The 25,194-nt window shown below is 74.7% G+C and carries 26 protein-coding genes; 11 read left to right on the top strand and 15 right to left on the bottom strand.

Features of this window, described 5'->3' with window-relative positions:
- Positions 1-10 precede the first annotated feature (10 nt).
- Together ABD352_RS20090 and ABD352_RS20085 are read right to left on the bottom strand one after the other, a co-directional pair.
- Complete coding sequence (locus tag ABD352_RS20090; protein ID WP_344613953.1) at positions 11-679, bottom strand: response regulator; 669 nt, start codon at positions 677-679, stop codon at positions 11-13.
- A complete protein-coding gene (locus ABD352_RS20085) occupies positions 676-2,289 on the bottom strand; it encodes a sensor histidine kinase (RefSeq protein ID WP_344613952.1) in 1,614 nt (537 codons plus the stop codon). The genes ABD352_RS20090 and ABD352_RS20085 overlap by 4 nt, the downstream gene beginning before the upstream one ends.
- Positions 2,290-2,470: 181 nt before the next feature.
- Between ABD352_RS20085 and ABD352_RS20080 the strand changes: the two genes are divergently transcribed.
- The 3 genes from ABD352_RS20080 to ABD352_RS20070 are packed head-to-tail and all read left to right on the top strand — an operon-like array spanning position 2,471 to position 5,166.
- On the top strand, positions 2,471-3,271 hold the full coding sequence (locus tag ABD352_RS20080) for an ABC transporter ATP-binding protein (RefSeq protein WP_344613951.1): 801 nt from the start codon (positions 2,471-2,473) through the stop codon (positions 3,269-3,271).
- Positions 3,261-4,118, top strand: a complete 858-nt coding sequence (locus tag ABD352_RS20075) for an ABC transporter permease (RefSeq protein WP_344613950.1) — start codon at positions 3,261-3,263, stop codon at positions 4,116-4,118. Before ABD352_RS20080 ends, ABD352_RS20075 begins: the two co-directional genes overlap by 11 nt.
- A 13-nt stretch (positions 4,119-4,131) precedes the next feature.
- Complete coding sequence (locus tag ABD352_RS20070) at positions 4,132-5,166, top strand: ABC transporter substrate-binding protein (protein ID WP_344613949.1); 1,035 nt, start codon at positions 4,132-4,134, stop codon at positions 5,164-5,166.
- 50 nt (positions 5,167-5,216) lie between these two features.
- On the opposite strand, the gene ABD352_RS20065 is transcribed toward ABD352_RS20070, so the two are convergent.
- Positions 5,217-5,909 carry a response regulator gene (locus ABD352_RS20065; RefSeq protein ID WP_344613948.1) on the bottom strand — a complete coding sequence of 231 codons (693 nt, stop codon included), beginning with the start codon at positions 5,907-5,909 and terminating at the stop codon, positions 5,217-5,219.
- On the bottom strand, positions 5,906-7,198 hold the full coding sequence (locus tag ABD352_RS20060; RefSeq protein ID WP_344613947.1) for a sensor histidine kinase: 1,293 nt from the start codon (positions 7,196-7,198) through the stop codon (positions 5,906-5,908). Before ABD352_RS20060 ends, ABD352_RS20065 begins: the two co-directional genes overlap by 4 nt.
- Positions 7,199-7,401: 203 nt before the next feature.
- On the opposite strand from ABD352_RS20060, the gene ABD352_RS20055 reads away from it, so the two are divergent.
- Positions 7,402-8,085 carry an ABC transporter ATP-binding protein gene (locus ABD352_RS20055; protein WP_344613946.1) on the top strand — a complete coding sequence of 228 codons (684 nt, stop codon included), beginning with the start codon at positions 7,402-7,404 and terminating at the stop codon, positions 8,083-8,085.
- Entirely contained in the window at positions 8,082-10,382 is a 2,301-nt protein-coding gene (locus ABD352_RS20050) for an FtsX-like permease family protein (protein ID WP_344613945.1), read from the top strand. The genes ABD352_RS20055 and ABD352_RS20050 overlap by 4 nt, the downstream gene beginning before the upstream one ends.
- Before the next feature lie 11 nt (positions 10,383-10,393).
- Here ABD352_RS20050 and ABD352_RS20045 read toward each other — a convergent pair whose 3' ends face one another.
- Genes ABD352_RS20045 through ABD352_RS20020 form a run of 6 tightly spaced genes read right to left on the bottom strand, consistent with a single transcriptional unit; the run spans position 10,394 to position 15,822 of the window.
- The gene (locus tag ABD352_RS20045; protein WP_344613944.1) at positions 10,394-11,761 is read right to left on the bottom strand and encodes a sensor histidine kinase; all 1,368 of its coding nucleotides are present in this window, start codon (positions 11,759-11,761) and stop codon (positions 10,394-10,396) included.
- Positions 11,749-12,711, bottom strand: coding sequence for a UDP-glucose 4-epimerase GalE (gene galE / locus ABD352_RS20040; protein WP_344613943.1), 963 nt, complete (start codon positions 12,709-12,711; stop codon positions 11,749-11,751). The genes ABD352_RS20045 and galE overlap by 13 nt, the downstream gene beginning before the upstream one ends.
- Complete coding sequence (locus tag ABD352_RS20035; RefSeq protein WP_344613942.1) at positions 12,708-13,436, bottom strand: polysaccharide deacetylase family protein; 729 nt, start codon at positions 13,434-13,436, stop codon at positions 12,708-12,710. Before ABD352_RS20035 ends, galE begins: the two co-directional genes overlap by 4 nt.
- On the bottom strand, positions 13,433-14,461 hold the full coding sequence (locus ABD352_RS20030) for an MGDG synthase family glycosyltransferase (protein WP_344613941.1): 1,029 nt from the start codon (positions 14,459-14,461) through the stop codon (positions 13,433-13,435). The genes ABD352_RS20035 and ABD352_RS20030 overlap by 4 nt, the downstream gene beginning before the upstream one ends.
- Complete coding sequence (locus tag ABD352_RS20025) at positions 14,352-15,143, bottom strand: phosphatase PAP2 family protein (RefSeq protein ID WP_344613940.1); 792 nt, start codon at positions 15,141-15,143, stop codon at positions 14,352-14,354. The genes ABD352_RS20030 and ABD352_RS20025 overlap by 110 nt, the downstream gene beginning before the upstream one ends.
- Positions 15,136-15,822, bottom strand: coding sequence for a response regulator transcription factor (locus ABD352_RS20020; protein WP_344613939.1), 687 nt, complete (start codon positions 15,820-15,822; stop codon positions 15,136-15,138). The genes ABD352_RS20025 and ABD352_RS20020 overlap by 8 nt, the downstream gene beginning before the upstream one ends.
- A gap of 172 nt (positions 15,823-15,994) precedes the next feature.
- Here ABD352_RS20020 and ABD352_RS20015 point away from each other — a divergent pair, with 172 nt between their 5' ends.
- Both ABD352_RS20015 and ABD352_RS20010 read left to right on the top strand, forming a co-directional pair.
- Positions 15,995-16,561 carry a DedA family protein gene (locus ABD352_RS20015; protein ID WP_344613967.1) on the top strand — a complete coding sequence of 189 codons (567 nt, stop codon included), beginning with the start codon at positions 15,995-15,997 and terminating at the stop codon, positions 16,559-16,561.
- 34 nt (positions 16,562-16,595) lie between these two features.
- A complete protein-coding gene (locus ABD352_RS20010; RefSeq protein WP_344613938.1) occupies positions 16,596-17,489 on the top strand; it encodes an undecaprenyl-diphosphate phosphatase in 894 nt (297 codons plus the stop codon).
- Positions 17,490-17,495: 6 nt separating this feature from the next.
- Here the strand turns inward: ABD352_RS20010 and ABD352_RS20005 are convergent, their stop codons facing one another.
- On the bottom strand, positions 17,496-18,716 hold the full coding sequence (locus ABD352_RS20005; protein ID WP_344613937.1) for a sensor histidine kinase: 1,221 nt from the start codon (positions 18,714-18,716) through the stop codon (positions 17,496-17,498).
- Positions 18,713-19,360: a response regulator transcription factor gene (locus tag ABD352_RS20000; RefSeq protein ID WP_344613936.1), complete on the bottom strand. Its 648-nt coding sequence runs from the start codon at positions 19,358-19,360 to the stop codon at positions 18,713-18,715. Before ABD352_RS20000 ends, ABD352_RS20005 begins: the two co-directional genes overlap by 4 nt.
- Before the next feature lie 88 nt (positions 19,361-19,448).
- Here ABD352_RS20000 and ABD352_RS19995 point away from each other — a divergent pair, with 88 nt between their 5' ends.
- The 4 genes from ABD352_RS19995 to ABD352_RS19980 are packed head-to-tail and all read left to right on the top strand — an operon-like array spanning position 19,449 to position 23,072.
- Positions 19,449-20,147, top strand: a complete 699-nt coding sequence (locus ABD352_RS19995; protein WP_344613935.1) for a hypothetical protein — start codon at positions 19,449-19,451, stop codon at positions 20,145-20,147.
- A complete protein-coding gene (locus ABD352_RS19990) occupies positions 20,144-21,208 on the top strand; it encodes a peptidoglycan-binding protein (protein ID WP_344613934.1) in 1,065 nt (354 codons plus the stop codon). The genes ABD352_RS19995 and ABD352_RS19990 overlap by 4 nt, the downstream gene beginning before the upstream one ends.
- The gene (locus ABD352_RS19985; protein ID WP_344613933.1) at positions 21,205-21,885 is read left to right on the top strand and encodes an ABC transporter ATP-binding protein; all 681 of its coding nucleotides are present in this window, start codon (positions 21,205-21,207) and stop codon (positions 21,883-21,885) included. The genes ABD352_RS19990 and ABD352_RS19985 overlap by 4 nt, the downstream gene beginning before the upstream one ends.
- Positions 21,882-23,072 carry an ABC transporter permease gene (locus tag ABD352_RS19980; protein ID WP_344613932.1) on the top strand — a complete coding sequence of 397 codons (1,191 nt, stop codon included), beginning with the start codon at positions 21,882-21,884 and terminating at the stop codon, positions 23,070-23,072. The genes ABD352_RS19985 and ABD352_RS19980 overlap by 4 nt, the downstream gene beginning before the upstream one ends.
- Before the next feature lie 4 nt (positions 23,073-23,076).
- Here the strand turns inward: ABD352_RS19980 and ABD352_RS19975 are convergent, their stop codons facing one another.
- Genes ABD352_RS19975 through ABD352_RS19965 form a run of 3 tightly spaced genes read right to left on the bottom strand, consistent with a single transcriptional unit; the run spans position 23,077 to position 25,181 of the window.
- A complete protein-coding gene (locus tag ABD352_RS19975) occupies positions 23,077-23,292 on the bottom strand; it encodes a TRIC cation channel family protein (protein WP_344613931.1) in 216 nt (71 codons plus the stop codon).
- 37 nt (positions 23,293-23,329) lie between these two features.
- Positions 23,330-24,019 (bottom strand): hypothetical protein, encoded by a 690-nt coding sequence (locus ABD352_RS19970; protein ID WP_344613930.1) that lies wholly within the window; start codon positions 24,017-24,019, stop codon positions 23,330-23,332.
- A 34-nt stretch (positions 24,020-24,053) separates the two neighbouring features.
- Positions 24,054-25,181: a cysteine desulfurase family protein gene (locus tag ABD352_RS19965; RefSeq protein ID WP_344613929.1), complete on the bottom strand. Its 1,128-nt coding sequence runs from the start codon at positions 25,179-25,181 to the stop codon at positions 24,054-24,056.
- Positions 25,182-25,194: the final 13 nt, after the last annotated feature.

Genomic DNA, 25,194 nt, shown 5'->3' with positions numbered 1-25,194 from the left:
GGCGGCGCCGTCAGCCGATCGCGACCTTCCAGTGGTACCGATGCTCCGGCCGGCCGGTCGCGCCGTAGCGCAGCTGGACCTCGGCGATGCCGTCGCGGGCCAGGGAGGCGAGGTACCGCTGGGCGGTGGCCCGGGAGATGCCGAGCTCGTCGGCGATGTCGGCGGCGGTGCGGGGACGGCCGGCGTTGCGCAGCGCGTCGCTGACGAGCCTGACGGTGACCGCGGACTGGCCCTTCGGCGCGGCCGGGCGGTCGCCGTCGTGCAGGACCCGCCAGCAGCGGTCGATCTCCGCCTGGGTCAGCTGGCGGTCGGCGGCGACCATCGCGCGGTAGTGCCGGTAGGCGGTCAGCCGGTCCGCGAACTGCTCGGCGGTGAACGGCTTCACCAGGTAGTTCAGCGCACCGCGGGCGTAGGCGGCGCGGATCGTCGCCGCGTCGCACGCGGCGGTGAGCATGATGGCGTCCGTCGTGAGCTCGGCCAGCAGGTCGAGCCCCGACTCGTCGGGCAGGTAGGTGTCGAGCAGGACCAGGTCGACCGGCCGGGCGGCGAGCTCGCGCCGGGCCTCGGCCACGGTGCGGGCGGTCGCGGTGACCGTGAAGCCGTCGACCCGGTGCGTGAAGTCGACGTGGACCCGGGCGACGCGGAAGTCGTCCTCGACGACGAGCACCCTGATCGTCACGTGGTCTCCCGGGCCGGCTGCAGCGCGGCCGGCAGCCGCGCCTCGAACACGGCGCCGTGGCCGTCGCCGCCGTCGGACGGGATCGCGGCCAGCCGCACGTCGCCGCCGAGCCGGCGGGCCGCCTGCCGGGCGAGCGCGAGGCCGATGCCGCGGCCGTCCTCGCCGTTGGTCGACACGCCGGGGTCGAAGATCCGGTCCTGCAGGTCGTCGGGGACGCCGTCGCCGGAGTCGACGACCGAGATGTGCAGGGTGGTGCCGTCCTCGAGCAGGGCCAGGTCGACCCACGCGGGGCGGCGGGCGCCGCGCCGGGCGGCCTCGAGGGCGTTGTCCACGAGGATGCCGAGCACGGTGGTGACCTCGACCGGCGCGGTGACGCGGGTGCCGACCCAGCTGGTGTCGGCCAGCGCCAGCCGTACCCCCTTCTCGGCCGCCTCGGCGCTCTTGGCGTCGACGAACGCCTGCAGGTAGGGGTCGTCGACGGTCCGGCCGGCGGCGGGGGCGGCGGTGTCGGACACGGCGTGCAGGAACTCCAGCGCCTCGCTGCTGTGGCCGTTCTGCAGCAGCCCGGACAGCACGTGCAGCCGGTTGGCGAACTCGTGCCGCTGCGCGCGCAGGGCCGTGCTCAGCGTCCGGACCGACTCGAGCTCGCGGGTGATGTTCTCCAGGTCTGTGCGGTCGCGCAGCGTCAGCACGCCGCCGAGGTCGCGCTCGTCGCGGCGCACGGGGCGGTAGTTGGCGACGAGCACCCGGTCGTGGGCGACGGTGACGACGTTGTCGACCGGGGTGCGCTGGCCGACGGCGTCGCGCAGGATGGGCGGCAGGGCGAGGTCGGCGACGGCGGCGCCGGTGGGCCCGGCGTCGCCCGGCACGCCCAGCAGCCGCGCGGCCTCGCCGTTACAGACCGACACCCGGCCGTCGGCGTCGACGGCGAGCACTCCCTCGCCGATGCCGTGCAGGACCGCCTCGCGCTCCTGGACCAGCTCGGCGAGTTCCCGCGGCTCGAGGCCGAGGGTGAGCCGCTTGAGCCGGCGCGACAGCAGCGCCGAGCCGACGAAGCCCAGCAGCAGCGCGCCGCTGACGAAGACCGCGGCGACGGCGAGCCCGCGGGTGACGTCGCCGCGGACGACCCCGAGGGCGAACCCGACGCTGACCTCGCCGACGATCGTCCCGCTCGCGTCGCGCAGCGGCGTCTTGCCGCGGGCGGACAGCCCGAGCGTGCCGCGCTCGACCTTGATCGTGTCGTGGCCGGCCAGCACCTCTGACGGGTCGGTGCTCACCGGCTCGTGGATGCGGTCGGGGTTCGGGTGCGCCAGCCGGATGCCCTTGCGGTTGGTGATCACCACGAACAGGGCGCCGCTGGCCGCCTGCGCCGCCTGGGCCCGCCCGGGCAGGATGCGCTGCGGGTCGTCGGCCGCGGCCGCCGCGGCGATGTCCGGGTCGGCGGCGAGCGTCTGCGCGACGGCGAGCGCCCGGGTGCCGTACTGCTGGGTCAGCTCGGCGTCGAACAGCCAGCCGGCGAGCGCGAAGCCGACGCCCACCACCACGACCAGCACGGCGGCCTGCAGCGCGAGCGCCTGCCGGGCGAACGGGGCGTAACGCAGGCGAAACATGACGGGAGCGTACCGCCGGGGCCGCCCATTCGGCCCCGTGAGCAAAACGCGCAATACGCGGCTTACGCGGGCTGCCCGCACAACTGCGGCAAGGGTTCGCAGCGGCCGTCGCGCTCCCTACCGTCGCTGCCTACGAAACGCGTTCGTAACAGCAAGCCCCCGTTTCCCCCAAGGAGCCCTTGTGAGCGTAATCGCGCTGCGGAACGCCACCAAGCGATTCCCGGGCGCCGGTGGCCGACCCCACACCGCCGTCCGGGATCTCACGTTCACGGTCGACGCCGGCGAGTTCGTCGCCGTCGTCGGGCCGACCGGATGCGGCAAGTCGACCACGCTGTCCCTGGTATCCGGCCTGGAGCCACCGTCCAGCGGCGAGGTCGACGTCGACGGCGTGCCGGTTCGCGGCATCCCCGACGGCGTCGGCTACATGTTCCAGACCGACGCCGTGCTGCCCTGGCGTTCGGTGCTCGACAACGTCGCCGCCGGTCCCCGCTACCGCGGCGCCGGACGGGCGGAGGCCCGCCGCCGGGCCGCCGTCTGGGTCGAGCGCGTCGGGCTGGCCGCGTTCGACCGGTACTACCCGCACCAGCTCTCCGGCGGCATGCGCAAGCGCGTCGCCCTGGCCCAGACGCTCGTCAACGAGCCGCGGATCCTGCTCATGGACGAGCCGTTCAGCGCCCTGGACGTGCAGACGCGCGCGCTCATGCAGGACGAGCTGCTGCGGCTGTGGCAGGGCACGGGCGCCGCCGTCGTCTTCGTCACCCACGACCTGGAGGAGGCGATCGCGCTCGCCGACCGGGTCGTCGTCATGACGTCGAGCCCGGCGACCGTCAAGGGCATCTTCGACGTGCCGCTGCCCCGGCCGCGCCGCGTCGAGGAGATCCGCCTGACGCCCGCGTTCATCGACACGTACCGCGAGATCTGGCAGAGCCTGCGCGAAGAGGTCGAACGAGCCCGGGAGGAGGCGAGCCGCCGTGCCGCCTGAGACCATCGCCGAAAGCCCCGTGGCGGCGCCGGACCGGGAGCGGGCCACCGGCAAGCGGCGCCGGCCGCGCCTGCTGATGTGGGCGGTCCGGCTGGCCGTGGTCATCGTCTGGCTCGGCAGCTGGGAGCTGGCCGCCACGCACTGGATCGACCCGTTCTTCTACTCCAAGCCGTCGGCCATCTGGCAGCGGCTCGTCGACTGGTTCACCAAGGGCACCGCGTTCGGGTCGGTGTGGACGCAGATCAGCGTCACGCTGCAGGAGACGGTGCTCGGCTTCGTCATCGGTGCGGTCGGCGGGGTGCTGCTGGGCGTCCTGCTCGGCCGGGCCCGCTTCGTCGCCGAGGTCGCCGCCCCCTTCATCAAGGCGGCCAACGCGGTACCGCGGATCGTCCTCGCCTCGCTGTTCGTGATCTGGTTCGGCCTCGGGCTGTCCTCGAAGGTCGCGACCGCCGTGGTGCTCGTGTTCTTCGCGGTCTTCTTCAACGCCTTCCAGGGGGCGCGCGAGGTCGACCGCAACCTGGTGAACAACGCCCGCATCCTGGGTGCCTCCCGCGTCCAGGTGCTCACCTCGATCGTGGTGCCCAGCGCCATGTCGTGGATCTTCGCCTCCCTGCACGCCGCGTTCGGCTTCGCGCTCATCGGTGCGGTCGTCGGCGAGTACGCCGGCGCCGACAAGGGCCTCGGCCTGCTCATCGCCAACGCCCAGGGCACGTTCGACGCGGCCGGCATCTACGCCGGAATGATCGTCATCACCGTCATCGCGCTGCTCGCCGAGTGGCTGCTCACGCTGCTGGAACGCCGGCTGCTGCGCTGGCGCCCGCCGGTACAGACCGAAACCCAGATCTGAAAGGAACACGCACATGCGCAAGCTCGTGGCCCTCGTCTGCTGCGCCGGGCTGGTGCTGGCCGGCTGCCGGGGTACGTCGCCGGACAAGGCCGGCTCGGCCGAGGCACCCGTCCAGGTGAAGATCATGGTCGGCGGCATCGACAAGGTCATCTACCTGCCGGCGAAGCTGACCGAGCAGCTCGGCTACTTCAAGGCCGAGGGGATCGACGTACAGCTGCTCACCGAGCCCTCCGGCGCCAGCGCCGAGAACGTCCTGATCGCCGGGGACGTGCAGGGCGTGATCGGCTTCTACGACCACACGATCGACCTGCAGACGAAGGGCAAGTGCATCACCAGCGTGGTGCAGCTGTCGGACGTGCCCGGCGAGGTGGAGATCGTCGCGGCCGGGAAGGCCGACCAGATCAAGAGCCCGGCCGACTTCAAGGGCCGCAAGCTCGGCATCACCAGCTCGGGCTCGTCGACCGACTTCCTCACCCAGTACCTCGCGACCAAGGGCGGCCTGCAGAACGGCGACTACACCACGGTGAAGGCCGGGGCCGGGCAGACGTTCATCGCCGCCATCGACAACGGCGGCATCGACGCCGGCATGACCACCGACCCGACCGCCGCGCAGCTGACCACCACCGGCAAGGGGAAGGTGCTGCTGGACATGCGCACCGAGGCGGGCACCCGCGCGGCGCTCGGCGGCCTGTACCCGGCCAGCTCCCTGTACATGGACTGCGCCTGGGTCCAGTCGCACCGGGAGGCGGTGCAGAAGCTCGCCAACGCGTTCGTGAAGACCCTGCGCTGGATCAAGGCCCACAAGCCGGACGAGATCGCCGCCAAGATGCCCGCCGAGTACTCGGCCGGCAACGCGCAGCTGTACGTGAAGGCCGTCACCGACAGCATCGGCATGTTCAACGGCGACGGCGTCATGAAGGAGGAGGGCGCGAAGAACGTTCTCGAGGTGCTCAGCCAGTTCTCGCCGAACGTCAAGGGCAAGAAGGACCAGGTCGACCTCTCCAAGACGTACACCACCGAGTTCGTCTCGAAGGTCGCCGCCGGATAAGCCGTCCGCAGCATGGCCGGCCGCCCCAGCGGGGCGGCCGGCTCCTTCCGTCAGCGGGGTGAACTTCCCGGCGTGATCAGGCCGGTCTCGTAGGCCACGATGATCGCCTGGGCGCGGTCGCGGATACCGAGCTTGGTGAAGACCCGCGTGACGTGGGTCTTCACCGTCGTCTCGCTGATCTGCAGCTGCCGGGCCAGCTCCTGGTTGCTCAGGCCGCGCGCGATCAGGCGGAGAATGTCCATTTCGCGCGGGGTCAGCGTGGACAGGTCACGGTGCAGCGTGGCGGTGTCCTGCTGCTTGGCGAACCGCTCGACCAGGCGGCGGGTGACGCTCGGCGCGAGCAGCGCATCGCCGGCCCGGACCATGCGCACCGCCGCGACGAGCCGGTCGGCGGTGACGTCCTTGAGCAGGAACCCGCTCGCCCCGGCGCTGAGCGCCGCGTAGACGTACCGGTCCAGGTCGAACGTCGTCAGGATCAGGATCCGCGGAGGGTCCGGGTGGTCGGTCAGGATGCGCCGGGTGGCCTCGAGGCCGTCCATGTGCGGCATGCGGATGTCCATCAGCACGACGTCGGGGCGGGTACGCCGGACCGCGTCGACGGCCTCGGCACCGTCGCCGGCCTCGGCGACGACGTCCATCCCCTCCGCGGCCAGGATCATCGCGAAGCCGGTTCGCACGAGCGCCTGGTCGTCCGCGATCACCACGCGCAGGGGGCGGTCGCCGTCGCCGGCCGGGTTCGTCATGCGCGCTCCAGTGGGATCGTGGCCAGGACCTGGTAGCCACCCGCGGGCAGCGGTCCATTGTCGAGGGTGCCGCCGTACACCGCGAGACGCTCGCGCAGGCCGATGAGGCCGCGGCCGTTGCCGGCGGGGGCCGACGGGCCGGGCCGGCCGCCACTGTCGGTGATCCGCAGCCGGATCGCCTCGGCCCGGTGCTCGATGTCGACGCGGACCCGGGCGCCGTCCGCGTGCTTCACGGCGTTGGTCAGTGCCTCCTGCACGACGCGGTAGGCGGCGAGGTCGATGCCCGGCGGCAAGGGCCGCGGTGTGCCGGCGACGGTGAGCTCGACCGCGGTGCCGGAGGTGCGCACCCGCTCGACGAGCTCTGGCAGCAGGTCCAGGCCGGGTGAGGGCAGCAGGTCCTCGGGGCCGGCCTGGTCGGGCTCGTCGCCGCTCATGCTCAGCAGTCCCATCACGTGGCGCAGCTCGCTCATCGCGGCCCGCCCGCCGGACTCGATGGCGAACAGCGCCTGGTCGACCTTGTCCGGGGCGGTGGCCAGGACCCGCCGCGCCGCGGCCGCCTGGATGACCATGACGCTGACGTTGTGCGTGACCACGTCGTGCAGCTCCTGGGCGATGCGGGCCCGCTCGTGCTGGACGGCCAGCGCGGCCTCGGTCTCCCGCTGTGCCTCGGCCGCCCGGACCCGCTGCCGCATACCGTGCACGGCGTTGGCGGCGAGCGCCACCGGGACGAGGACGAGGATCAGCATCAGGCTCGGCTGGCCGATCGGCAGGTTGGCCCGGTGCAGCACGAACATGAGGCCGCCGAGGGCGACGCTGATGACGGCGGGCACCCGGTACGGGCTGTACATCACCGCACCGTAGGCGGCGACGACGCACGCGGCGAACGTGAACGTGGGGTCGAAGCCGGGCGCCAGGTGGTACGCCTGCGAGGCGAGCCCGACGACCCAGAACACCGCGAGCGGGTAGCGCCGCCGCGCCGCCAGCGGCAGGGTCGACAGCGCGGTGAGCAGCCCCCACAGCACGGCCTGCTGCCACGGCATGCTGCCGAAGTAGGGCACCTCGTCGGGCAGCCGCCCGGGCGGCGGCGGGATCGGCGCCCCGGTCGACGTCATCGTCGGCCCGCCCTGGGTCCGCGTGGTGAAGCCGAGAAACGCGCCGCCGGCGAGCGCCACGGCGAGGATGGCATCCGCGATGAACGCCCAGCGCGACCGGGCCGGCGGCTCGACCGCGCCGCGGCGCAGTCCCGCTGCGGCGCGCCGCAACCGCTGGCTGATCGTCGCCGTGCTCACCGGGTCAGTGTGACAAACCGGCTTCCCGGCCACATCGCCCGTGGGCCGGCATGCGGCCGGGCCCGGAGTCGTACATCTGCGGTAGGACCCCGGCGCCGGGGTCGTACCGGCGGGGAAGCCGATGTCGTCGCCGGGATCGACGCGGTGTGCGGGCGTCCTTCCATAGCGTGCGGGCACAGCCTGACGAGAGGGAGGAGCACCCGATGCTCATGGTCGAGGCCGAGCACCTGGTCCGGTCGTTCGGTTCCACGCCGGCGCTGCGCGACGCGAGCGTGGCGGTGGCGCAAGGCGAGATCCTGGCCGTGATGGGGCCCAGCGGGTCCGGCAAGTCGACCCTGCTGCACTGCTTGTCGGGGATCTACACGCCGGACAGCGGTGCGATCCGCTACGACGGCCGGCGGCTCGACACGCTGTCCGAGGCGGCCCGCACCACGCTGCGGCGAACCGAGTTCGGGTTCGTGTTCCAGTTCGGCCAGCTGGTGCCGGAGCTGACGGTCGCGGACAACGTCGCGCTGCCGTTGCTGCTGAACAAGGTCCGCCGGCACGACGCGTACGCCACCGCCGCGGCATGGCTGCACCGGCTCGGCCTCGGCGACCTCGGCGGCCGCCGCACCGGCGAACTGTCCGGCGGGCAGGCGCAGCGGGCCGCCATCGCGCGGGCCCTCGCGATCGGCCCGCGGGTGCTGTTCGCCGACGAACCCACCGGATCGCTCGACTCCGTGACCGGCGAGGCCGTGATGGAGCTCCTGGTCGGGCTGGCCCGGCAGGAGGGGGTCGCGGTCGTACTGGTGACCCATGACGGCCGCGTCGCCGCCCACGCCGATCGCCGCGTCGTCGTCCGGGACGGCCGGGTGCTCGCCGCGAGCGAGGCGGAGGCGGCCCGATGATGTTCGTCCTCGGCGCGCGGCTGACGCTGCGCAGCGGCCGGGAGGCACTCGTCCGGCTCGTCCTGATCGCCGCCGCCGTCGCCGCCGGCGTGACCGTCCTGCTCGGGGTGCTGGCCGAGCTCAACGCGTTCCAGGCCACGGCCGGCACCCGATGCTGGCAGTGCACCACCGGCACCCCGGTCGGCCCGGCCGGCCCGGGCAGCCGCGGGGCGTTGTGGAACTACAGCGAGGACTCCTACGCCGGCCGGGTCGTGCAGCGCCTCGACGTCGCCGCGCTCTCGGCGCAGGCGCCGGTGATCCCCGGCCTGACCCGGCTGCCCGCCGCCGGGCAGTACTACGCCTCGCCGGCGCTGGCCCGCCTGCTGGCCGCGGTCCCCCGCGGGGAACTCGCGGACCGGTTTCCCGGCGTGCTCGCCGGGCCGATCGGCGACGCGGGGCTGACCCGCCCCGACGACCTGGTCATCGTCGTCGGGCGGACGCCGGCCGACCTCGCCGCGCTGCCGGCCACCCGCGTCGTCGGCGAGATCTCGTCGCGCGGCCACATCGACGGCACCACCAACCTGTACCGCTACGGCCTCGGCCTGGTCGCGGCCGGACTGCTGGTCCCGCTGCTGGCGCTCGTCGGCGCCGCGACCCGGCTCGCGGCGGCCCGCCGGGAGGAGCGCTTCGCCGCGTTCCGGCTGGCCGGGGCGACCCCACGGCAGGTCGGCGTCATCGCCTCGGTCGAGGCGGTCATCGGCGCGGCCGCCGGGTCGCTCATCGGCGTCGTGGTGTTCCAGCCGTTCCGGCCGGCCATCGCCGGGCTGGCGGTCGTCGGCACACCGTACTTCGGCCACCTCGTGGCGCCAACCGTCGCGCAGTACCTGGCGATCGTGCTCGGGGTGCCACTGGCCGCCGCGCTGGCCGCGGTCGTGTCGCTGCGCCGGGTGCGGCACTCCCCGCTGGGCGCGAGCCGCCGGGTCACGCCGCCGGCCCCCTCGGCCCGGCGGCTCGGGCCCCTCGTCGCCGGGCTCGCCCTGTTCGCCGTCGCCGCGGTGGTCCTCGGCCGGCAACCGGCCGGGCCGGCGAGCGGCGGGCTGTCCGGCGGCCCCGGCAACGCCGTGCTGCCGGTCACGCTGCTCGGGCTGCTCCTGACCATGCTGGGGCTGATCCTCGGCGGCCCCTGGCTGACGATGCGGGGCGCCCGGCTGATGGCCCGGACCGCGCGCCGGGCCCCCGCGCTGCTGTCGTCGCGGCGGCTGGCCGACAACCCGGGCGCCGCGTTCCGGTCGATCAGCGGGCTCGTCCTCGCGGTGTTCGTCGGCACCGTCATCGCCTGCGTCATCCCGGCGATCAGCGCCGGGATGCGCGCGGCCGGCGGCGGAACCCTGACCGACGTGCTGCGGGTGTCGTTCGTGCCCGAACCGGATCCGGCCGCGGAGCATCCGGTGCTGGGCCTGGCCCCGGAGGCCGGCGGGGCGCTGGTGGACCGGTTGCGGGCGCTGCCGGGCACGGCCGTGCTGCCGCTGTACGCGCCGGAGCCGCGGCTGACCGGGTACGCCTGCGTCGGCGCCAACGCGTGCGGACCCACCGAGGCCGCGATCGCCTGCGCCGACCTGGCCCGGTTCCCGGCGCTGGGCCGGTGCGACGGCGGCCGGCGGGCCATCCGGGCGCAGTTCGGCCTGCTGCTCAGCCACGACAACGTCGCGGGCCTGCGGCTGCCGTTCGCCGATCGCGACAGCCAGGCGTTCGACGCCGACCCGGCGGCGCAGCCGCTCGAGGCCATGCTGGTCCGCGCCGCCGATCCCGCGACCCTGGAGCGGGTCCGGACGCTGCTGTCCGGGTACACGGCCCGGATCGGCGCGAGCGGCGCCCCCAAGACGTTCGGTGAGAGCGTCGCACTGCGCGACGCCCGTTACCGGCAGGTGCGGCAGGCGACGCTGGCCGTCGTGGCGGTGACCCTGCTGGTGGCCGGCTGCAGCCTGGCGGTCGCGGTCGGCGGCGGCCTCGTGGAGCGCCGGCGGCCCTTCACCCTGCTGCGCGTCGCCGGCACCCCGGCGTCGGTGCTGTTCCGGGTCGTGGCATTCGAGTCGGTGGTACCGCTGGTCTGCGCCGCCGCCGTGGCGATCCTCGCCGGCCTCGGCGTCGCCGCGTCAATCACACACGCGGTGGCGCCCGGCGGCCCCGTGCTGACGCTGCCCGGCTCCGGCTACTTCGTGACCCTGGGGGCGGGGCTCGCCGCGGCGCTGGCCGTGGTCGTGTCGGCGCTGCCCCTGCTGCGCCGCCTGACCGACCCGGACGAGGCCCGCTTCGAGTAGTCCGGCGGGGATCAGGCGGGGAGGCGCAGGTGCAGCGCCGCCCCGCCTGACGGGCCGTCGACGACGCGTAGCGTCCCGCCGTGCGTGGTGACGATGTCGCGGGCGATGGCGAGGCCGAGGCCGGCGCCGCCGCCGTCGCGGGAGCGGGCGTCGTCGAGCCGGACGAAGCGGTCGAAGACCCGCTCCCGGTCGGCGGGCGGGATGCCGGGGCCGTCGTCGGTGACGGTGAGGTCGGCGTGGCCGTCGCCGCCGGACAGGTCGATCCGCACCACGCCGGCGGCGTGCCGGGCGGCGTTGTCGAGCAGGTTGCGCAGGGCGCGTTGCAGGTGCTGCGGGTCGCCCTGCACGCGCGTGGGCGTCACGTGTGCCTCGACGCGCAGGTGCGGGTGGTGTGCGGCGATCCGGTCGCGTTCGGCGTAGACGAGGTCGTCGAGGTCGACGTCGTCGTGGCGCAGCCGCAGCCCGGACTCGTCGGCCCGGGCCAGCAGCAGCAGGTCGGCGATCAGGGTGGCCATGCGGGCGCTCTCGCGGTGCATGCGGTGCACCTGGGACTGCGCGAGGGGCGGCAGGTCCGCGTGTTCGAGGATGTCCAGGCCGGCGTGCATCGTCGCGAGCGGGCTGCGCAGCTCGTGGCTGGCGTCGGCGACGAAGCGCCGCTGGGCGGTGGTGGCGTCCTCGATCCGGTCGAGCATCGTGTTCATCGTCGTGGCCAGCGCCGCGATCTCGTCGGCCGCGGCCGGCACGGGCAGGCGGGTGTGCAGGTTCTGGGCGGTGATGGTGTCGGCCTGGCGGCGCATGGCCTCCACCGGCAGGAGGCTGCGCCCGACGAACAGGAACGTGGCCACGCCGACCACGGCGGTGAGCAGCGGCAGCCCGACGGCGACGGCGCCGATGGTCGCCTCGGTGCCGTCGTTGACCTCGTCCAGCGACTGGGCGACGAGGACGGTGCGCTGCCCGCCGGCGGCCGCCACGCCGGTGGCGACGATGTGGAAGGTCTCGTCGTGGGCGACCGCCAGCCGCCGCCGTTCCCGCAGGGTCTGCCCGGTCCTGGGGCGCAGCGGCGAGATCGGCCCGACGCCGCCGACGGCGGCCGACGCCGCGACGACCCGGCCGTCGGCGTCGACGACCTGGACGATCGTGCGGTCGCGGGGCGACGGGCGCAGGGCCGCGGCGAGCCCCGACCCGCCGTCGCCCAGCGCGCCGGCGACCTGGGCGGCGCGCTCGGTGGTGGACTGGTCGACGTTCTGGTCGAGAATGATGCGGGCCGCAATGACGAGGGCGATGCCGCTGAGCACCGCGGCGATCGCGACGACGGCCGCGGCGGCGAGCGCGGAGCGCATCCGCACCCCGAGCCGCTCGCCCAGCTTCACGCGGGACATCTGCCGGCGGCCAGCCACGCGGCGGCCACGCTCTCGGCAAGGGTGTAGCGGGGCCGCCAGCCCAGGTCGCGGCGGATGCGGCCGGTCTCGGCGACGACCTCGGGCGCGTCGCCGGGGCGCGGCGGCCCGGGCCGGACCGGCACCGGCGCGCCGGCGGCCTCGCCGACGGCCCGCAGGACCTCCAGCACGGAGTACCCGCGACCGGTGCCGGCGTTGTAGACGTGCGCGTGCGGGCGGGCGGCCAGGTGCAGGCCCGCCCGGCGGTGGGCTTCGGCGAGGTCGGCGACGTCGACGTAGTCGCGCACGCCGGTGCCGTCGGCGGTCGGCAGCCGGGTGCCGGTCACCGTGAGCGGCACGCCGGTGCGCAACGCCTCGAAGGCCAGCGACAGCAGGTTCGTGGTGCCGCGGTCGCCGAGGTGGGGCTCGGCGGCGCCGACGGCGTTGAAGTACCGCAGGGCGATCCACGAGATGCCGTGCGCCGCACCGGCCGCGGCCACGAGCTGTTCGGCGACGAGCTTCGTCTGGCCGTACGGGCTGAGCGGCCGGGTCGGGGCGTCCTCGCCGACCGTCGGCGTGTCGGGCCGGCCGTAGACGGCCGCGGAGGAGGAGAACACCAGCCGGGCGACGCCGGTGGCGACCATGGCCTCGAGCACGGCGGCGACGACGCCGACGTTCTGCTGGTAGTACCGGATCGGCCGGTCCAGCGACTCCGGCGCGGACTTGCTGCCGGCCAGGTGCACCACCCCGGTGACGCCGTGGCCGTGCAGGACGGCCCGGACCAGCGCCGCGTCGCCGGCGTCACCGACGATCAGGGGCACGTCGGCGGGCAGCCGGACGGGGTCGCCGGTGGACAGGTCGTCGAGGACGACGACCGGGTCGCCGCCGGCGCGCAGGCCGGCGACGACGTGCGCGCCGATGTACCCGGCCCCGCCGGTGACGAGCCAGGTCACGGACGCACCGGCTCGTGGTCGCCGAGCGGGCCGAGGCGCAGGTTCCGGGCGCGGGACCAGTCGATGAGCCGGGGCAGCGCGTCGAGGGTGCGCTTCCACGACCCGGCCGCGGACGTGCAGTCGGAGTCGTGCAGCAGCACGGTCCCGCCGCCGACGAGGGTGCTGGTCACCGTGGCGACGATCGAGTCCGGTGTGGCGGCGGCCCGCCAGTCGCGGCCCCACGCGGTCCACAGCTTCGGCTCCAGCCCCAGCCGGCGGCAGGCGAGCAGCGCGCCGGTGGTCAGGACGCCGTACGGCGGCCGGTACCAGCGCGGGGCGCCGCCGCCGAGGCCGCCGACGAGGTCGCGGGCGCGGGCGATGTCGTCGTGGGTCGCGCGCGGGCCGCGCCACAGCAGGCAGCGGTGGTACCAGCCGTGTACGGCGACCTCGTGGCCGGCGGCGACGATCTCCCGGCCGAGGCCGAGGTCCTGTTCGAGCATCGTGCCGAGGAGGAAGAACGTCGCGCGGACGTCGTAGTCGGCCAGCATCCTCAGGAACAGCGGCGTCGAGGCCGGGTCGGGCCCGTCGTCGAAGGTCAGCGCCACGCGTTCGGCCGGCCCGGTGCCGGCCAGGCCGGGCAGCAACGCCCGGCGGCCGGGCGCGAACGCGGTGACGGCGGGCAGCGCGTGCGCGGCGGCACCGGCCACGAGGCCGGCGGCCGCGAGCGTGGTGAGGGCCCGCCTCATGCCGTCACCGCCAGGTCGGCCAGGACCGACTCGGGCGGCACCGGCGACGGCGTGAACGCGGGCCGGCCGGACATGGCCGCCCGCAGCCCGTCGGCGAGGTCCTCCCTGCACCGCAGCCAGGGCACCCAGCCGATACGGTCCAGCACCTCGGCGTTGGCGGCGCCGTGGCCGGGCAGGCAGCGGTACGTCACCACCGGCACTCCCGCGGCGAGCGCCTCCAGCGACGACAGCCCGCCGGCGTTCTGCACCACCACCCGGCAGGACCGCACAAGGCCCGGCATGTCGTCGACCCAGCCGAGCGCGACGACCCGGCCGGAGCGGTCCAGCCGCCGCCGCAGCGCGTCGTTGCGGCCGCAGGCCACCACCGGCACGGCCAGGCCGGTCGCGGCGATGTCCAGGGCGGCCCGCGCGACCGGCCCGACGCCCCAGGCGCCGGCGACGACGAGCGCCCGCGGGTCGCCGGCCGGCGGCGGGGCCGGTTCGGCGAACTCGGGCCGGACCGCGGGCGCGACCACCCGCACGTCGGGCGCCCCCAGCGCCTTGGCCTGCCGGGCCGCGTCGTCGTGCAGGGCCAGGTGGACGTCCACCCCGTCGGCGACCCAGGCGGGGTGCACGGACAGGTCGGTGAGGTACGTGACGGCGGGCGCCGCCAGCCGCCCCTGCCGCCGCAGCCGGCCCAGCACCTGGCTCGCGAGGGGGTACGTCGAGACGACCAGCCCGGCGTCGCCGACGGCGGCGAGGGTGGCCTCGTCGGCGGCCGCGGTGAGCGCCGCGGCCCGGTGGCTCAGGCGGTCGGAGCCGGCGGCCGCGAGCAGCCAGCCCCAGGTCCGCGGTGCGACGGTGAGCTGCCGCCGGTACAGTCCGCGCAGCATCGCGCCGGCGCGGCGGGGCAGCAGGTCGACGAGGTCGTGGCGCTCAACCGCGTGGCCCCGCGCCCGCAGCCGCCGGGCCAGCTCCGCCGCCGCGCCGTCGTGACCGGCGCCGAAACTGCCGGAGACGACGGCCACCGATGATCGTGGCTGCACGCGCACCTCCCCTGCCGGGCCGGCGGTCGCCGGGTTGCCGGGGATACTGGGCGGCCCAACCTGAAGAAACGCTGAACGGGCCACAGCTCAGCCAGGCCGTGCCCAGCACAGTGGCCGCGAGCAGCCAGCCGCCGACGACGTCACTGGGCCAGTGCGCGACCAGCGCCACCCGGCTCACGCCGACGAGCGCGGCCCACCCGCCGGCGACGGCGGCCAGCGCGATGCGGGACCGGCGACCGGGCAGCAGCGCCCAGCCCAGCACGATCACGATGCCGGCCGCGACGGCCGACGACGTGGTGTGGCCGGACGGGTAGGAGAAGCCGTCGGCGGCGGTGAGCCGGTCCGGGGGCCGCGGCCGGTGCACGGCGTGCAGCACCGCGAGACGGGCGACGGTCGCGGCCGCCGCGGTGCCGGCCAGGAAGGCGGCGCCGGTCCAGTGCCGCCGGGCCAGCAGGGCGGCCAGCGCCACGAGGGTGAGCGTCAACAGCACCGCGGTGTCACCCGTGTGGGTGATGGCCGACATGGCCGCCCGCCAGGCGGGGTGGGCGAGCGCGAGCCGGCGGGCCGCGTCGCTGACCGCCGCGTCGAGGCGCAGCAGCGGCGCGAACCGCACGGCGACGAGGGCGGTCAGCCCGGCGAAGAGCGCCGCGGGGACGACGGGAGCGAGGCGGCGGTCAGCCACCGTCGGGGTCCAGGCGGTAGCCGACGCCGCGGACAGTCCGGATCGCCGAGCGCCCGTACGGGTTGTCGATCTTCTTGCGCAGGTAGCCGACGTACACCTCGACGATGTTCGGGTCGCCGTCGAAGTTCGCGTCCCACACGTTCTCGAGGACGGACGTCTTGGCCACCACGTCGCCGGGGCGGCGCATCAGGAACTCCAGCAGCGCGAACTCGCGCGGCGTGACGGTGATCTCATCGTCGCCCCGGCTCACCCGCCGCCGCGCCGGATCGAGGCGCAGGTCACCGGCGGCGAGCACGGCGGGGCGTTGCGGCGCGCCCCGGCGGATCAGGGCCCGCAGCCGGGCGACGAGCACCACGAACGAGAACGGCTTGGTCAGGTAGTCGTCGGCGCCGAGGTCGAGGGCGTCGGCCTCGTCGTAGTCGCCGTCCTTGGCGGTCAGCATCAGCACCGGCGTCCACACCTCCTGCTGGCGCATCCGGCGGCAGACCTCGTAGCCGCTCAGGCCGGGCAGCATGATGTCGAGCACCACCGCGTCGTAGGCGCCGTGCGGCTGCTCGGTGGCCGCCCACAGCCCGTCCACGCCGGTGAACACGACGTCGGTGGTGAACCCCTCGGCGCTCAGGCCGTCGCGGATCGTCTCCGCGAGCCCCACCTCGTCCTCGACCAGCAGCAGTCGCATCGGGCCCTTCCCACCGCCGAAGCCAACGCCAGCAGCATACTCCTACAATATGTAGGACCTCTTCGCTGGATTCTCAGGTTCGGCGAAGTACCTTCACCGACCTCTCGACCCCGGCAGCGAGGAGCGGCCCGTGAAGTTCCTGAACCCCGAATGGCTCATCTCGACGTTCGGGATGCTCGGCATCCTGGCGATCGTCTTCGCCGAATCCGGCCTGCTCATCGGCTTCTTCCTGCCCGGCGACTCGTTGCTGTTCACCACCGGGCTGCTCGTCGCCGGCGGGCGGTACCTGCATCTGCCGCTCTGGCTGGTGATCCTGCTCATCGTGGCCGCGGCGGTCGCCGGTGACCAGGTCGGCTACCTGTTCGGGCGGCGGGTCGGCCCGGCCCTGTTCCGGCGGCCGGACTCGCGGCTGTTCAAGCAGGAGAACCTGACCCGCGCCCAGGAGTTCTTCGCACGCTACGGTCCCCGCTCCATCGTGCTGGCCCGCTTCGTGCCGATCGTGCGCACCTTCACCCCGATCGTGGCCGGCGCCTCACGCATGCACTACCGCGTCTTCACCCTCTACAACGTCATCGGCGGCGCGCTGTGGGGCACCGGGGTCACGCTGCTCGGGTACTACCTCGGGCAGATCGAGTTCGTGAGGTCCAACATCGAGCTCATCCTCGTCGGCATCGTCGCGCTGTCGGTGGTGCCGATCGCGATCGAGCTGCTGCGCGCGCGGGCCCGCGCCCGTTCATGATTTTCTCAGCAACCGCTCGCCAGTATTGTCCGACGTGAACCACCTGACCTACCCCGAGGCGATCGTCGTCGGCCTCCTGCAGGGCGTCACGGAGCTGTTCCCGGTGTCGAGCCTGGGCCACAGCGTGCTGCTGCCCGCGCTGATCGGCGGCCGCTGGGCCCGCGACCTCGACGTGTCCGCGCCGGAGTCGCCCTACCTCGCGTTCGTCGTCGGCCTGCACGTGGCCACCGCGCTGGCGCTGCTGCTGTTCTTCTGGCGCGACTGGCTGCGGATCCTCACCGGGTTCGGCACCTCCGTGCGGTACCGCCGGATCAAGACCCCGGACGAGCGCCTGGCCTGGATGATCATCCTGGCCACGATCCCCGTCGGGATCACCGGCCTGCTGCTGGAGCACACGTTCCGCACCGTGCTCGGCCGCCCCGTGCCCGCGGCGATCTTCCTCACCGTCAACGGCGTGCTGTTGTACGGCGCCGAACGACTCCGCCGGCGGGCGCTGGCCGCGGCGCAGACCTCGTGGCCGGAGGCGGCCGCGTCGGACCGGCAGATCGCCGCCGGCAGCCTCGGCGGGGCGACGCTCGTCGGCTCGGCGCAGGTGCTCGCGCTGCTGCCCGGCATCAGCCGCTCCGGCGTCACCCTCGGCGCCGGCCTGCTCAAGGGCCTGTCGCACGAGGACGGGGCCCGGTTCTCATTCCTGCTCGCCACGCCCGTCATCCTCGCCGCGGGGGTGCTGAAGGTCCCGGACCTGTTCGGACCGCTCGGCGAGGGCATCCGGGGCCAGGTGCTGGCCGGCAGCCTGGCCTCCGGCGTCGCGGCCTACTGCTCCGTGCGGTTCCTCACGCGGTACTTCGAGACCCGGACGCTGACCCCGTTCGCCGTCTACTGCGTCGCGGCCGGCGTCGCCGCCCTCGTCTGGCTCGGCCTGGCCTGACCAAAGTCAGCTCCGCGGCAGGCTGACGGTCACGCGCAGGCCGCCGCCGTCGCGGGGCTCGGCGTGGACCGTGCCGCCGTGCAGCTGGGCGATCGAGGCGACGATGGCCAGGCCCAGGCCGAAGCCGTCGCCCCCGGTGCGCTCGTGCAGCCGCCGGAACGGCTGGAACAGCGCGCCGATCGCCTCCGGGGGCACCGCCGGGCCGCGGTTGACGACCTCGAGCCGGGCGCAGCCATCCACAGTGGACGTGGTGAGCCACAGCTCGCCGCCGGGATCGTTGTACCGCACCGCGTTGTCGACCAGGTTGGCGATGAGCCGCTCGAGCAGGATCGGGTCGCCCGCGGTCGGCGCCGGTTCGAGGGACAGGTGGGCCCGGCGGTCGCGCAGGTCGGTGCCGTCCAGGACGTCCTCGGCCGCCGTGGCGAGGTCGGCCGGCTCGGCGGCGGCGAGCCCGCCGTCGTTGCGGGCGAGGGTGAGCAGGGCCTCGATGAGGGCCTCGGCGCGCTCGACGGCGGCCCGCACGTCGCGGGCCATGCCGACGAGCTCGGCCTCGGTCGCGTGCGGCTTGGCCAGCACGACGTCCACGCTCGTGCGCATGACGGTGAGCGGGGTGCGCAGCTCGTGGCTGGCGTTGGCGATGAACCGGCGCTGTCCCTCGAACGAGCGCTGCAGCCGCTCCAGCATGGTGTCGAAGGTGTCGGCGAGCTCGCGCAGCTCGTCGCGGGGACCGCCGAGCGCGACCCGGGCCGTCAGGTTGTGCTCGGACGCGGCCCGGGCGGCGACGGTGAGCCGCTGCACCGGGCGCAGGACCCGGCCGGCGACGAACCAGCCGGCGACGGCGGCCAGCAGCGTGGCGACCGCGAGGCTCAGCCCGGACTGCCACAGCAGGGACGCGAGCGTGGCGTCGCGCTGGGTCTGCGCGCCGACGATGATCCCCTCGTTGTACGCCTTCAGGCACTTGGTCCGCACCGCCGGGTCGACGTCCTGGCTGCCGTTGAGGACCGACTTGCACGCCTCGAGGAACTCGGGCGGCGGCACGCCGTCGCCGCCGTCCCTGGCCGGGGCGACGAGCTCCACGTTCTTGGCCGCCTTCAGGTCGGACACGCGCGGCAGGTTAGCCGCGAGCAGCCCGTAGGTGATCACGATCAGCGCGGCCCCGCAGAGCACGAACAGCAGCGTGTACAGCAGCGTCAGCCGGACCCGGACGGTGAGCCGCGGGCGTCTCACAGGCGGTACCCCTTGCCCACGACGGTCTCGATGAGCGGCGGCGCGCCGAGCTTGCGCCGCAGCCGGGTCAGGGTGACCGAGACGATGTTGCTGAACGGGTCGGCGTGGGCGTCCCAGACGTGCTCGAGCAGTTCCTCGGCGCTCACCACCGCGCCGTCGGCGGCGGCGAGCATCTCCAGGACGCCGAACTCCTTGCGGGTCAGCGACAGCGGCCGGCCGGCCCGGCTGGCCCGGTGCCGGGCCCGGTCGACGGTCAGGTCGCCGCGGCGCACCACCGGCGGGGCCGATGGGGCGCGGCGGGCCAGTGCCCGTACCCGCGCGATCAGCTCGGTGAACGCGAACGGCTTGCCCAGGTAGTCGTCGGCGCCCAGTTCGAGGCCGTCGACCCGCTCGTCGACGCCGGCGGCCGCGGTGAGCATGAGGATGCGGGGGCCGTCGGTGGCGGCGAGCGAGCGGCACACCTGGTCGCCGTGCACCACCGGCAGGTCGCGGTCGAGCACCACGACGTCGTAGCCGGTCTGCGCGGCCAGGGCGAGGGCGGCCGCGCCGTCGTGCACCACGTCGACGGCCATGCCGGCGTCACGCAGCCCCTCACCGATGCGCCCGGCGAGCGTCGCGTGATCCTCGACCACCAGCACCCGCATGCCGACCATTGTGCGCCGCCGGAGATGACATCCGTCCTACACGCGCGGTAGCGCCCGTGTCACGGCCGCCGGCGTACACCTGATGGCCATGCGTATCCGACTGCTCGCCGCCGCCGCGTGCACCGTGGCGGCGCTGACCGCGTGCTCGTCCGGGAGTAGGTCGCCGGGCGTACCGAGCCTCGGCGGGGCCAGCCAATCGGCCCACCCGCCCACGGGCGGCTGCATCAGCGCCGCCGACGGGCTCAGCCTGATGATCGGCGGCAAGGACGCCCCTCGCCAGGGCACCGATGAGGAGCAGGGGTACCAGCCGACGTGCGCCGGGGCGACCGGCGACGCCCGCAAGAACGCGCTGCACGCCGCGGCGGAGTGCATCCGCCAGCACGGCATCCCGACGTACAAGGACCCGGTCCTCACCGGCGACGGGCACGTCTACACCGACTCGCGCAGCCTGCAGGACGCCGAGCAGACCACCGTCCTGGCGGCGGCGCAGGCCTGCGACGCACAGATCCGGGCGGCCGAGCTCGTGCCGGACGGCCAGGCCCCGGCCCCGCCGAAGCTGGTCCAGGCCGGGGTGAAGGCGGCGCAGTGCATGCGATCCAACGGCCTGCCCAACTACCGCGACCCCAACGCCAACGAACTCTTCACCCCGGGCCACGGCTTCGGCATGCACCCCGAGGACCTGCCCGGCGACAAGACGGATCCGACCGTGCACCACGCGCTGGAAGCCTGCCGGCAGGTGCTCGACGAAGAGGCGCGCGTCTCCAGCCTGGGAAGCCTGGCGGCATGAGGCGCCGGGCGTTCGTCACGACGGCGGCCGCCGCGGTCGCCGCCACCGCCACCGGGGGGTGGTTCGTGTGGCGGTACCCCGGCGGGGCCGCACCCGCGACCGCGGAGGTGCCCACCACGACCGCGAAGGTGACCCGCACCGACCTGTCCACCAGCACGTTGGTGTCGGGCGCGCTGGGGTACCGCGGCGCCTACGACGTCATCCCGCAGGGCCCCGGCGGCACGCTCACCGCGCTGCCGCAGCCCGGGGTGGTGGTAAACCGCAACGAGGCCGTGTACGAGATCGACAACCGCCCGGTCCGGCTGTTCTACGCCGACCGGCCCGCCTTCCGCCCCTTCGCCGCCGGAATGACGGCCGGCCTCGACGTGCGGGCGCTGGAGGACAATCTGAAGGCCCTCGGCCACCTCACCAGCGCGGCGGACACCACGTTCACGAGCGCCACCGCGACCGCCATCCGCCGCTGGCAACGGGCCACCGGCCAGGCCGTCACCGGCCGCGTCGAGCTGGGCGCGGTGACCTTCCAGCCCGGCCCGATCCGGATCAACGCCGTCACCGCGAAGCTCGGCGCCGAGGTCCACGGCGGCGAGCCGCTGCTCACCGCGACCTCGACCACGGCCGTCGTGACGATCAGCGTGCCGACCGGGCAGACCTACCTGGTCCACCCGGGCGACGCCGTGACGGTCACGCTGCCCGACCGGCGCCGGGTGCCGGGCCGGGTGGCGTACCTGTCCCCCGTCGCCGAGCAGCCGCAGCAGGACAACGGGCGCGGCACGCAGGTGCTGGTCCCCGGCATCGTCACGCTGGACAACCCCGACGTCGGAGGGAACCTCGACCGGGCACCGGTGCAGGTCAGCGTCACCGACGAGACCGTCACCGGCGTGCTCGCGGTGCCGATCACCGCGCTGGTCGCCCTGGCCGGCGGCGGGTACGGCGTCTACAAGCGCTCCGGCGCCACCCGCACGCTGCTCGGGGTCACGGCGGGACTGTTCTCCGACACACTGGTCGAGGTCCACGGCGACGGGCTCGCGGAGGGCGACGACGTGGAGGTACCGTCGTCGTGACCGCCGCCCTGGAACTGCACGGCGTCGCCAAGACCTATCCACCGCCGACCGCGGTCACCGCGCTGTCCGATGTGGACCTCACCGTCCACCGTGGAGAGACCGTGGCCATCACCGGCGCGTCCGGCGCCGGCAAGTCCACCCTGCTGAGCATCCTCGGCACCCTGGAGCGGCCCACCACCGGCACGGTCCGCATCGCCGGCACCGACACCTCCAGCATGTCGGACCCGCAGCTGTCGGCCGTGCGGGCCTGGCACATCGGCTTCGTCTTCCAGCAGTTCTTCCTGCTCGACCACCTCACGGTCCTGGACAACGTGGCGACCGGCCTCATGTATCGGGGGATGCCGGCCGCCGCCCGGCGCGAGCACGCGGCCCGCGCCCTGGAGCGGGTCGGGCTCGCGGACCGCCTGCGGCACCGGCCCGCCCAGCTCTCCGGCGGCGAGCGGCAGCGGGCGGCGATCGCCCGCGCTGTCGCCGGCCGCCCCGCCGTGCTGCTCGCCGACGAGCCCACCGGCAACCTCGACACCGCCAACGGCCACCAGATCCTGCGGCTGCTCGCCACGCTGGAGGACACCTCGCTCGTCCTCGTCACCCACAACGCCGAGGTCGCCGCGGCCATGCAGCGCCAGATCCGGCTGCGCGACGGGCGCATCGTGCACGACTCTGGAGCCGCCACATGAGCCTGCGTAGCCGTCTGCGGCCGGCAGACGCCATTGCCATCGGTACGGTAGGCCTGCGCGCCCGCCGCGTCCGTGCCACGCTGTCGGCGCTGGGCATCGCCATCGCCATCGCCGCGCTGGTCGCCGTCCTCGGCGTCGCCGAGTCCTCCAAGCGGCAGCTGCTCGACGAGCTCGGCCGGCAGGGCAACCTGCTCACCGTCGCCACCGGCCAGACGTTCGACGGCCGCCCCACCCCGCTGCCGCTCACCGCCCAGGCGATGATCGCGCGGATCCCGCCGGTCCTGGCCACCACGGCGGTCGGCAACGTCGACGACGCCACCGTCCGGCGCTCCGACCGCATCCCGCCGCAGAACACCAACGGCATCAACGTGCTGGCCGCCCAGCCGTCGCTGCCGGCCACCCTGTCGGCCCGCGTCCTGCGCGGGACGTATCTCGGGCCGGCGGCCGAGCAGTACCCCGAGACCGTGCTCGGCTACTCCGCCGCGCAGAGCCTCGGCATCGACCGGCTCGACGCGCGGACGCAGGTGTTCATCGCGGGCCGGTACTTCACCGTGATCGGCGTCCTCGACCGGGTCACCGTCGCCCCGGAGATCGACACCGCGGCGCTGGTCAGCTTCGGCGTCGCCAACCGGCTCTTCGGCCTCGGCGGCGTGCCGACCCGCATCTACCTGCGGGTCGACCCCGACCAGGTGACCGCCGTGGCCGCGGTCCTCGGCCCGACCGCCTCCCCCGGCAACCCGCGCGACGTGATGGTCCAGCGCCCCTCCGACGTCATCCTGGCCCGGCTGCAGGCCAAGGGCGCCTTCGTCGGCCTGTTCCTGGGCCTGGGCGCCATCGCCCTGCTCGTCGCCGGCGTCGGCATCGCCAACATCATGGTGATCTCGGTACTGGAGCGGCGGGCCGAGATCGGCCTGCGCCGGGCCCTGGGCGCCCGCCGCCGCGACGTGGCCGCGCAGTTCCTGCTGGAGTCAGCGGTGCTGGCCGCCGTCGGCGGGTTCGCCGGGATCGGCCTGGGCTGCCTGGCCACGGCGGTCGCGGCGAGGCTGGCCGGCAACCCGCTCGCGATCCCGGCCGAGGCCCTGCTCGCCGGCCTGGCCGCGGCCCTGCTGGTCGGCGCCCTGGCCGGCCTGTACCCGGCCACCCGGGCCGCCCGCCTGCCCCCAGCCGACGCGCTACGCACCCTGTGACGACTCACGCGGCCGGGCCGGCCCGCCTACCCACCGCCGACGCGCTACGCGCCCTGTGCGGACTCACCGGCCGCTCGCCGCCGCCGAGCGGGGTCACCTCGGCCAGGATGACGATGCCGACGGCGTCGAAGCGGTGCTGGATGGCGGTCAGGGCGCCGGAGATGGCGAACACGAAGATGCCGACGAGGTCGAGCACGGCCAGCGCGGAATGACTCGACATCCCACCAGTGTCCCGGCCGCCGGCACACGTGCCGATGTCAGCCGTGGCAGTACACCCGGGCGATCACCGTGTCGTCCGGGACGGAGCCGATGTACTCGGTCATCGCGAGCGCATGGGCCTCCGGCCCCCGATCGTCGGTGAGCTCGCTCAGCCACTGCCCGTCCAGTGTCACGTACGCGTGGGTCGTCACCGACGTGGCCTCGGCCCGGGCGATGAAGGCGTCGCGGTCCACGCCGAAGTACGCCACGGGATCCGCGAGCAGCACGGTGAAGTCGAAGTACGGGTGCCGCTGCGTGACCGCGGCCTGCGCCACCTCCTGCACCGCCGGCTGCAGCATGAACGCCTGCTGCGCCGCCGAGCGGTCGGCGTGCAGCTCCTCGAAGTGGGCGCGCGGCAGGGCCCCGGGATGGGCGCGCACGACGGCGGCCCACGCGTCCCAGGCCCCCGCCGCGTGCCTGCGGGCCCCTCGCCGCATCGCATCGAAGTCGACGATCACCTTCGGCGCGGCGAATACGACGCCCCCGTCGCGCGCCGCGCGCGGGCCGCGCCACCGGCGTCGCACCGGCAGCACCTCGTGCGACGGCAGCCGCCACCGGTCCCAGGTCGCCGTGGGGTCGAACTCCCCGCGGTAGTCGTTCATGTCGAACGGCGCGAGCGCCGCCGTCAGCGCGGGGACCACGCCTTGCGGATCCACGGGATCGAGGAACACCGTCGTGTAGAACTTCACGAGCCGCGATACTACGGCCGCCGAGCCGGCTCCATCAGCCCGCGGCGGCGATGAGCGCGTCCGCCGCCGAGGCGATGTCGTCCGGGGTACTCCATCGGCCCAGCGACAGCCGCAGCGCCCCGAGCGCCCGTGCGGCCGGCAGGCCCATCGCGGTCAGGACCGGCGACGGCGTGTGGGTGCCGCTGTGGCACGCCGAGCCGGTGGACGCGGCGACCCCGGGCGCGGCCGCGAGCACGTCCGCGCCGAGGACCCCGTTGATGCTCACGTTCAGCGTGTTGGGCAGGCAGTGCTCCGCGGAGCCGTTGCGGTGCACCCGGCCCGGCAGCCCGGCCTCGAGCCGCCGGAGGAGCTCGTCGCGCAGCGCGGCGATCCGCGCCGGGACGCCGCCCGCGAGGTCCTCGGCGGCGAGGACGGCGGCGGCGCCGAGACCGGCCGCGAGGGCGACGTTCTCGGTGCCGGCCCGCAGCCCGCGCTCCTGGCCGCCGCCGTAGACGACGGGCTCGAGCCGGACCCCGTCGCGCACGTACAGCGCGGCGATCCCCTTCGGGGCGTACATCTTGTGCCCGACGACGGTCAGCAGGTCCACGCCGAGCTCCCCGACGTCGAGCGGGATCTTCCCGGCGGCCTGGGCGGCGTCGCAGTGGAACAGGGCGCCGTGACGCCGGGCGACGTCCGCCAGCTCGCGGATCGGCTGCAGCACGCCGGTCTCGTTGTTGGCGGCCATCACCGACACCAGCGCCGCGTCGAGGCCCGCGACGGCGGCGAGCGCCGACGGGTCGAGCCGCCCGCCGGGCCCCACGGGCAGCACGGTCACCCGGACGCCGTGCAGCCGCTGCAGGGCCCGGCAGGTCTCCAGCACCGCCGGGTGCTCGGTGGCCTGGGTGACGACGTGCCGCCGGCCGGCGAGGGCCGCGCCGCGGATGGCGAGCAGGTTGGCCTCGGAGCCCGACCCGGTGAACACCACCTCGCCCGGGCGCGCCGCGATGAGCGCGGCGACCTGCTCGCGGGCCTGCCGCAGGGCCGCGCGGGGCCGTTCGCCGCAGGCGTGGCCGCTCGACGGGTTGCCGAAGAGCCCGCCGAGGTACGGCAGGACCGCCTCGGTAACCCGCGGGTCGACGGGCGTGGTGGCGTTGTGGTCGAGGTACACCTCGCACTGCTTCACCCGCCGAGTCTAA

Origin of the sequence: Dactylosporangium salmoneum (assembly GCF_039532525.1) — a bacterium.
In the GTDB taxonomy this organism is placed as follows: Bacteria; Actinomycetota; Actinomycetes; order Mycobacteriales; family Micromonosporaceae; genus Dactylosporangium; species Dactylosporangium salmoneum.
The sequence above is the reverse complement of the archived record's forward strand: the minus strand, read 5'-3'. Positions and strand labels throughout refer to the sequence as shown.

Excerpts from the sequence above, each read along its gene's own strand:
- ABD352_RS20085 (WP_344613952.1), bottom strand. The coding sequence starts at position 2,289 with ATGTTTCGCCTGCGTTACGCCCCGTTCGCCCGGCAGGCGCTCGCGCTG.
- ABD352_RS20070 (WP_344613949.1), top strand. The coding sequence starts at position 4,132 with ATGCGCAAGCTCGTGGCCCTCGTCTGCTGCGCCGGGCTGGTGCTGGCC.
- ABD352_RS20065 (WP_344613948.1), bottom strand. The coding sequence starts at position 5,909 with ATGACGAACCCGGCCGGCGACGGCGACCGCCCCCTGCGCGTGGTGATC.
- ABD352_RS20055 (WP_344613946.1), top strand. The coding sequence starts at position 7,402 with ATGCTCATGGTCGAGGCCGAGCACCTGGTCCGGTCGTTCGGTTCCACG.
- ABD352_RS20050 (WP_344613945.1), top strand. The coding sequence starts at position 8,082 with ATGATGTTCGTCCTCGGCGCGCGGCTGACGCTGCGCAGCGGCCGGGAG.
- ABD352_RS20045 (WP_344613944.1), bottom strand. The coding sequence starts at position 11,761 with ATGTCCCGCGTGAAGCTGGGCGAGCGGCTCGGGGTGCGGATGCGCTCC.
- ABD352_RS20035 (WP_344613942.1), bottom strand. The coding sequence starts at position 13,436 with ATGAGGCGGGCCCTCACCACGCTCGCGGCCGCCGGCCTCGTGGCCGGT.
- ABD352_RS20020 (WP_344613939.1), bottom strand. The coding sequence starts at position 15,822 with ATGCGACTGCTGCTGGTCGAGGACGAGGTGGGGCTCGCGGAGACGATC.
- ABD352_RS20015 (WP_344613967.1), top strand. The coding sequence starts at position 15,995 with ATGCTCGGCATCCTGGCGATCGTCTTCGCCGAATCCGGCCTGCTCATC.
- ABD352_RS20000 (WP_344613936.1), bottom strand. The coding sequence starts at position 19,360 with ATGCGGGTGCTGGTGGTCGAGGATCACGCGACGCTCGCCGGGCGCATC.
- ABD352_RS19995 (WP_344613935.1), top strand. The coding sequence starts at position 19,449 with ATGCGTATCCGACTGCTCGCCGCCGCCGCGTGCACCGTGGCGGCGCTG.
- ABD352_RS19990 (WP_344613934.1), top strand. The coding sequence starts at position 20,144 with ATGAGGCGCCGGGCGTTCGTCACGACGGCGGCCGCCGCGGTCGCCGCC.
- ABD352_RS19980 (WP_344613932.1), top strand. The coding sequence starts at position 21,882 with ATGAGCCTGCGTAGCCGTCTGCGGCCGGCAGACGCCATTGCCATCGGT.
- ABD352_RS19975 (WP_344613931.1), bottom strand. The coding sequence starts at position 23,292 with ATGTCGAGTCATTCCGCGCTGGCCGTGCTCGACCTCGTCGGCATCTTC.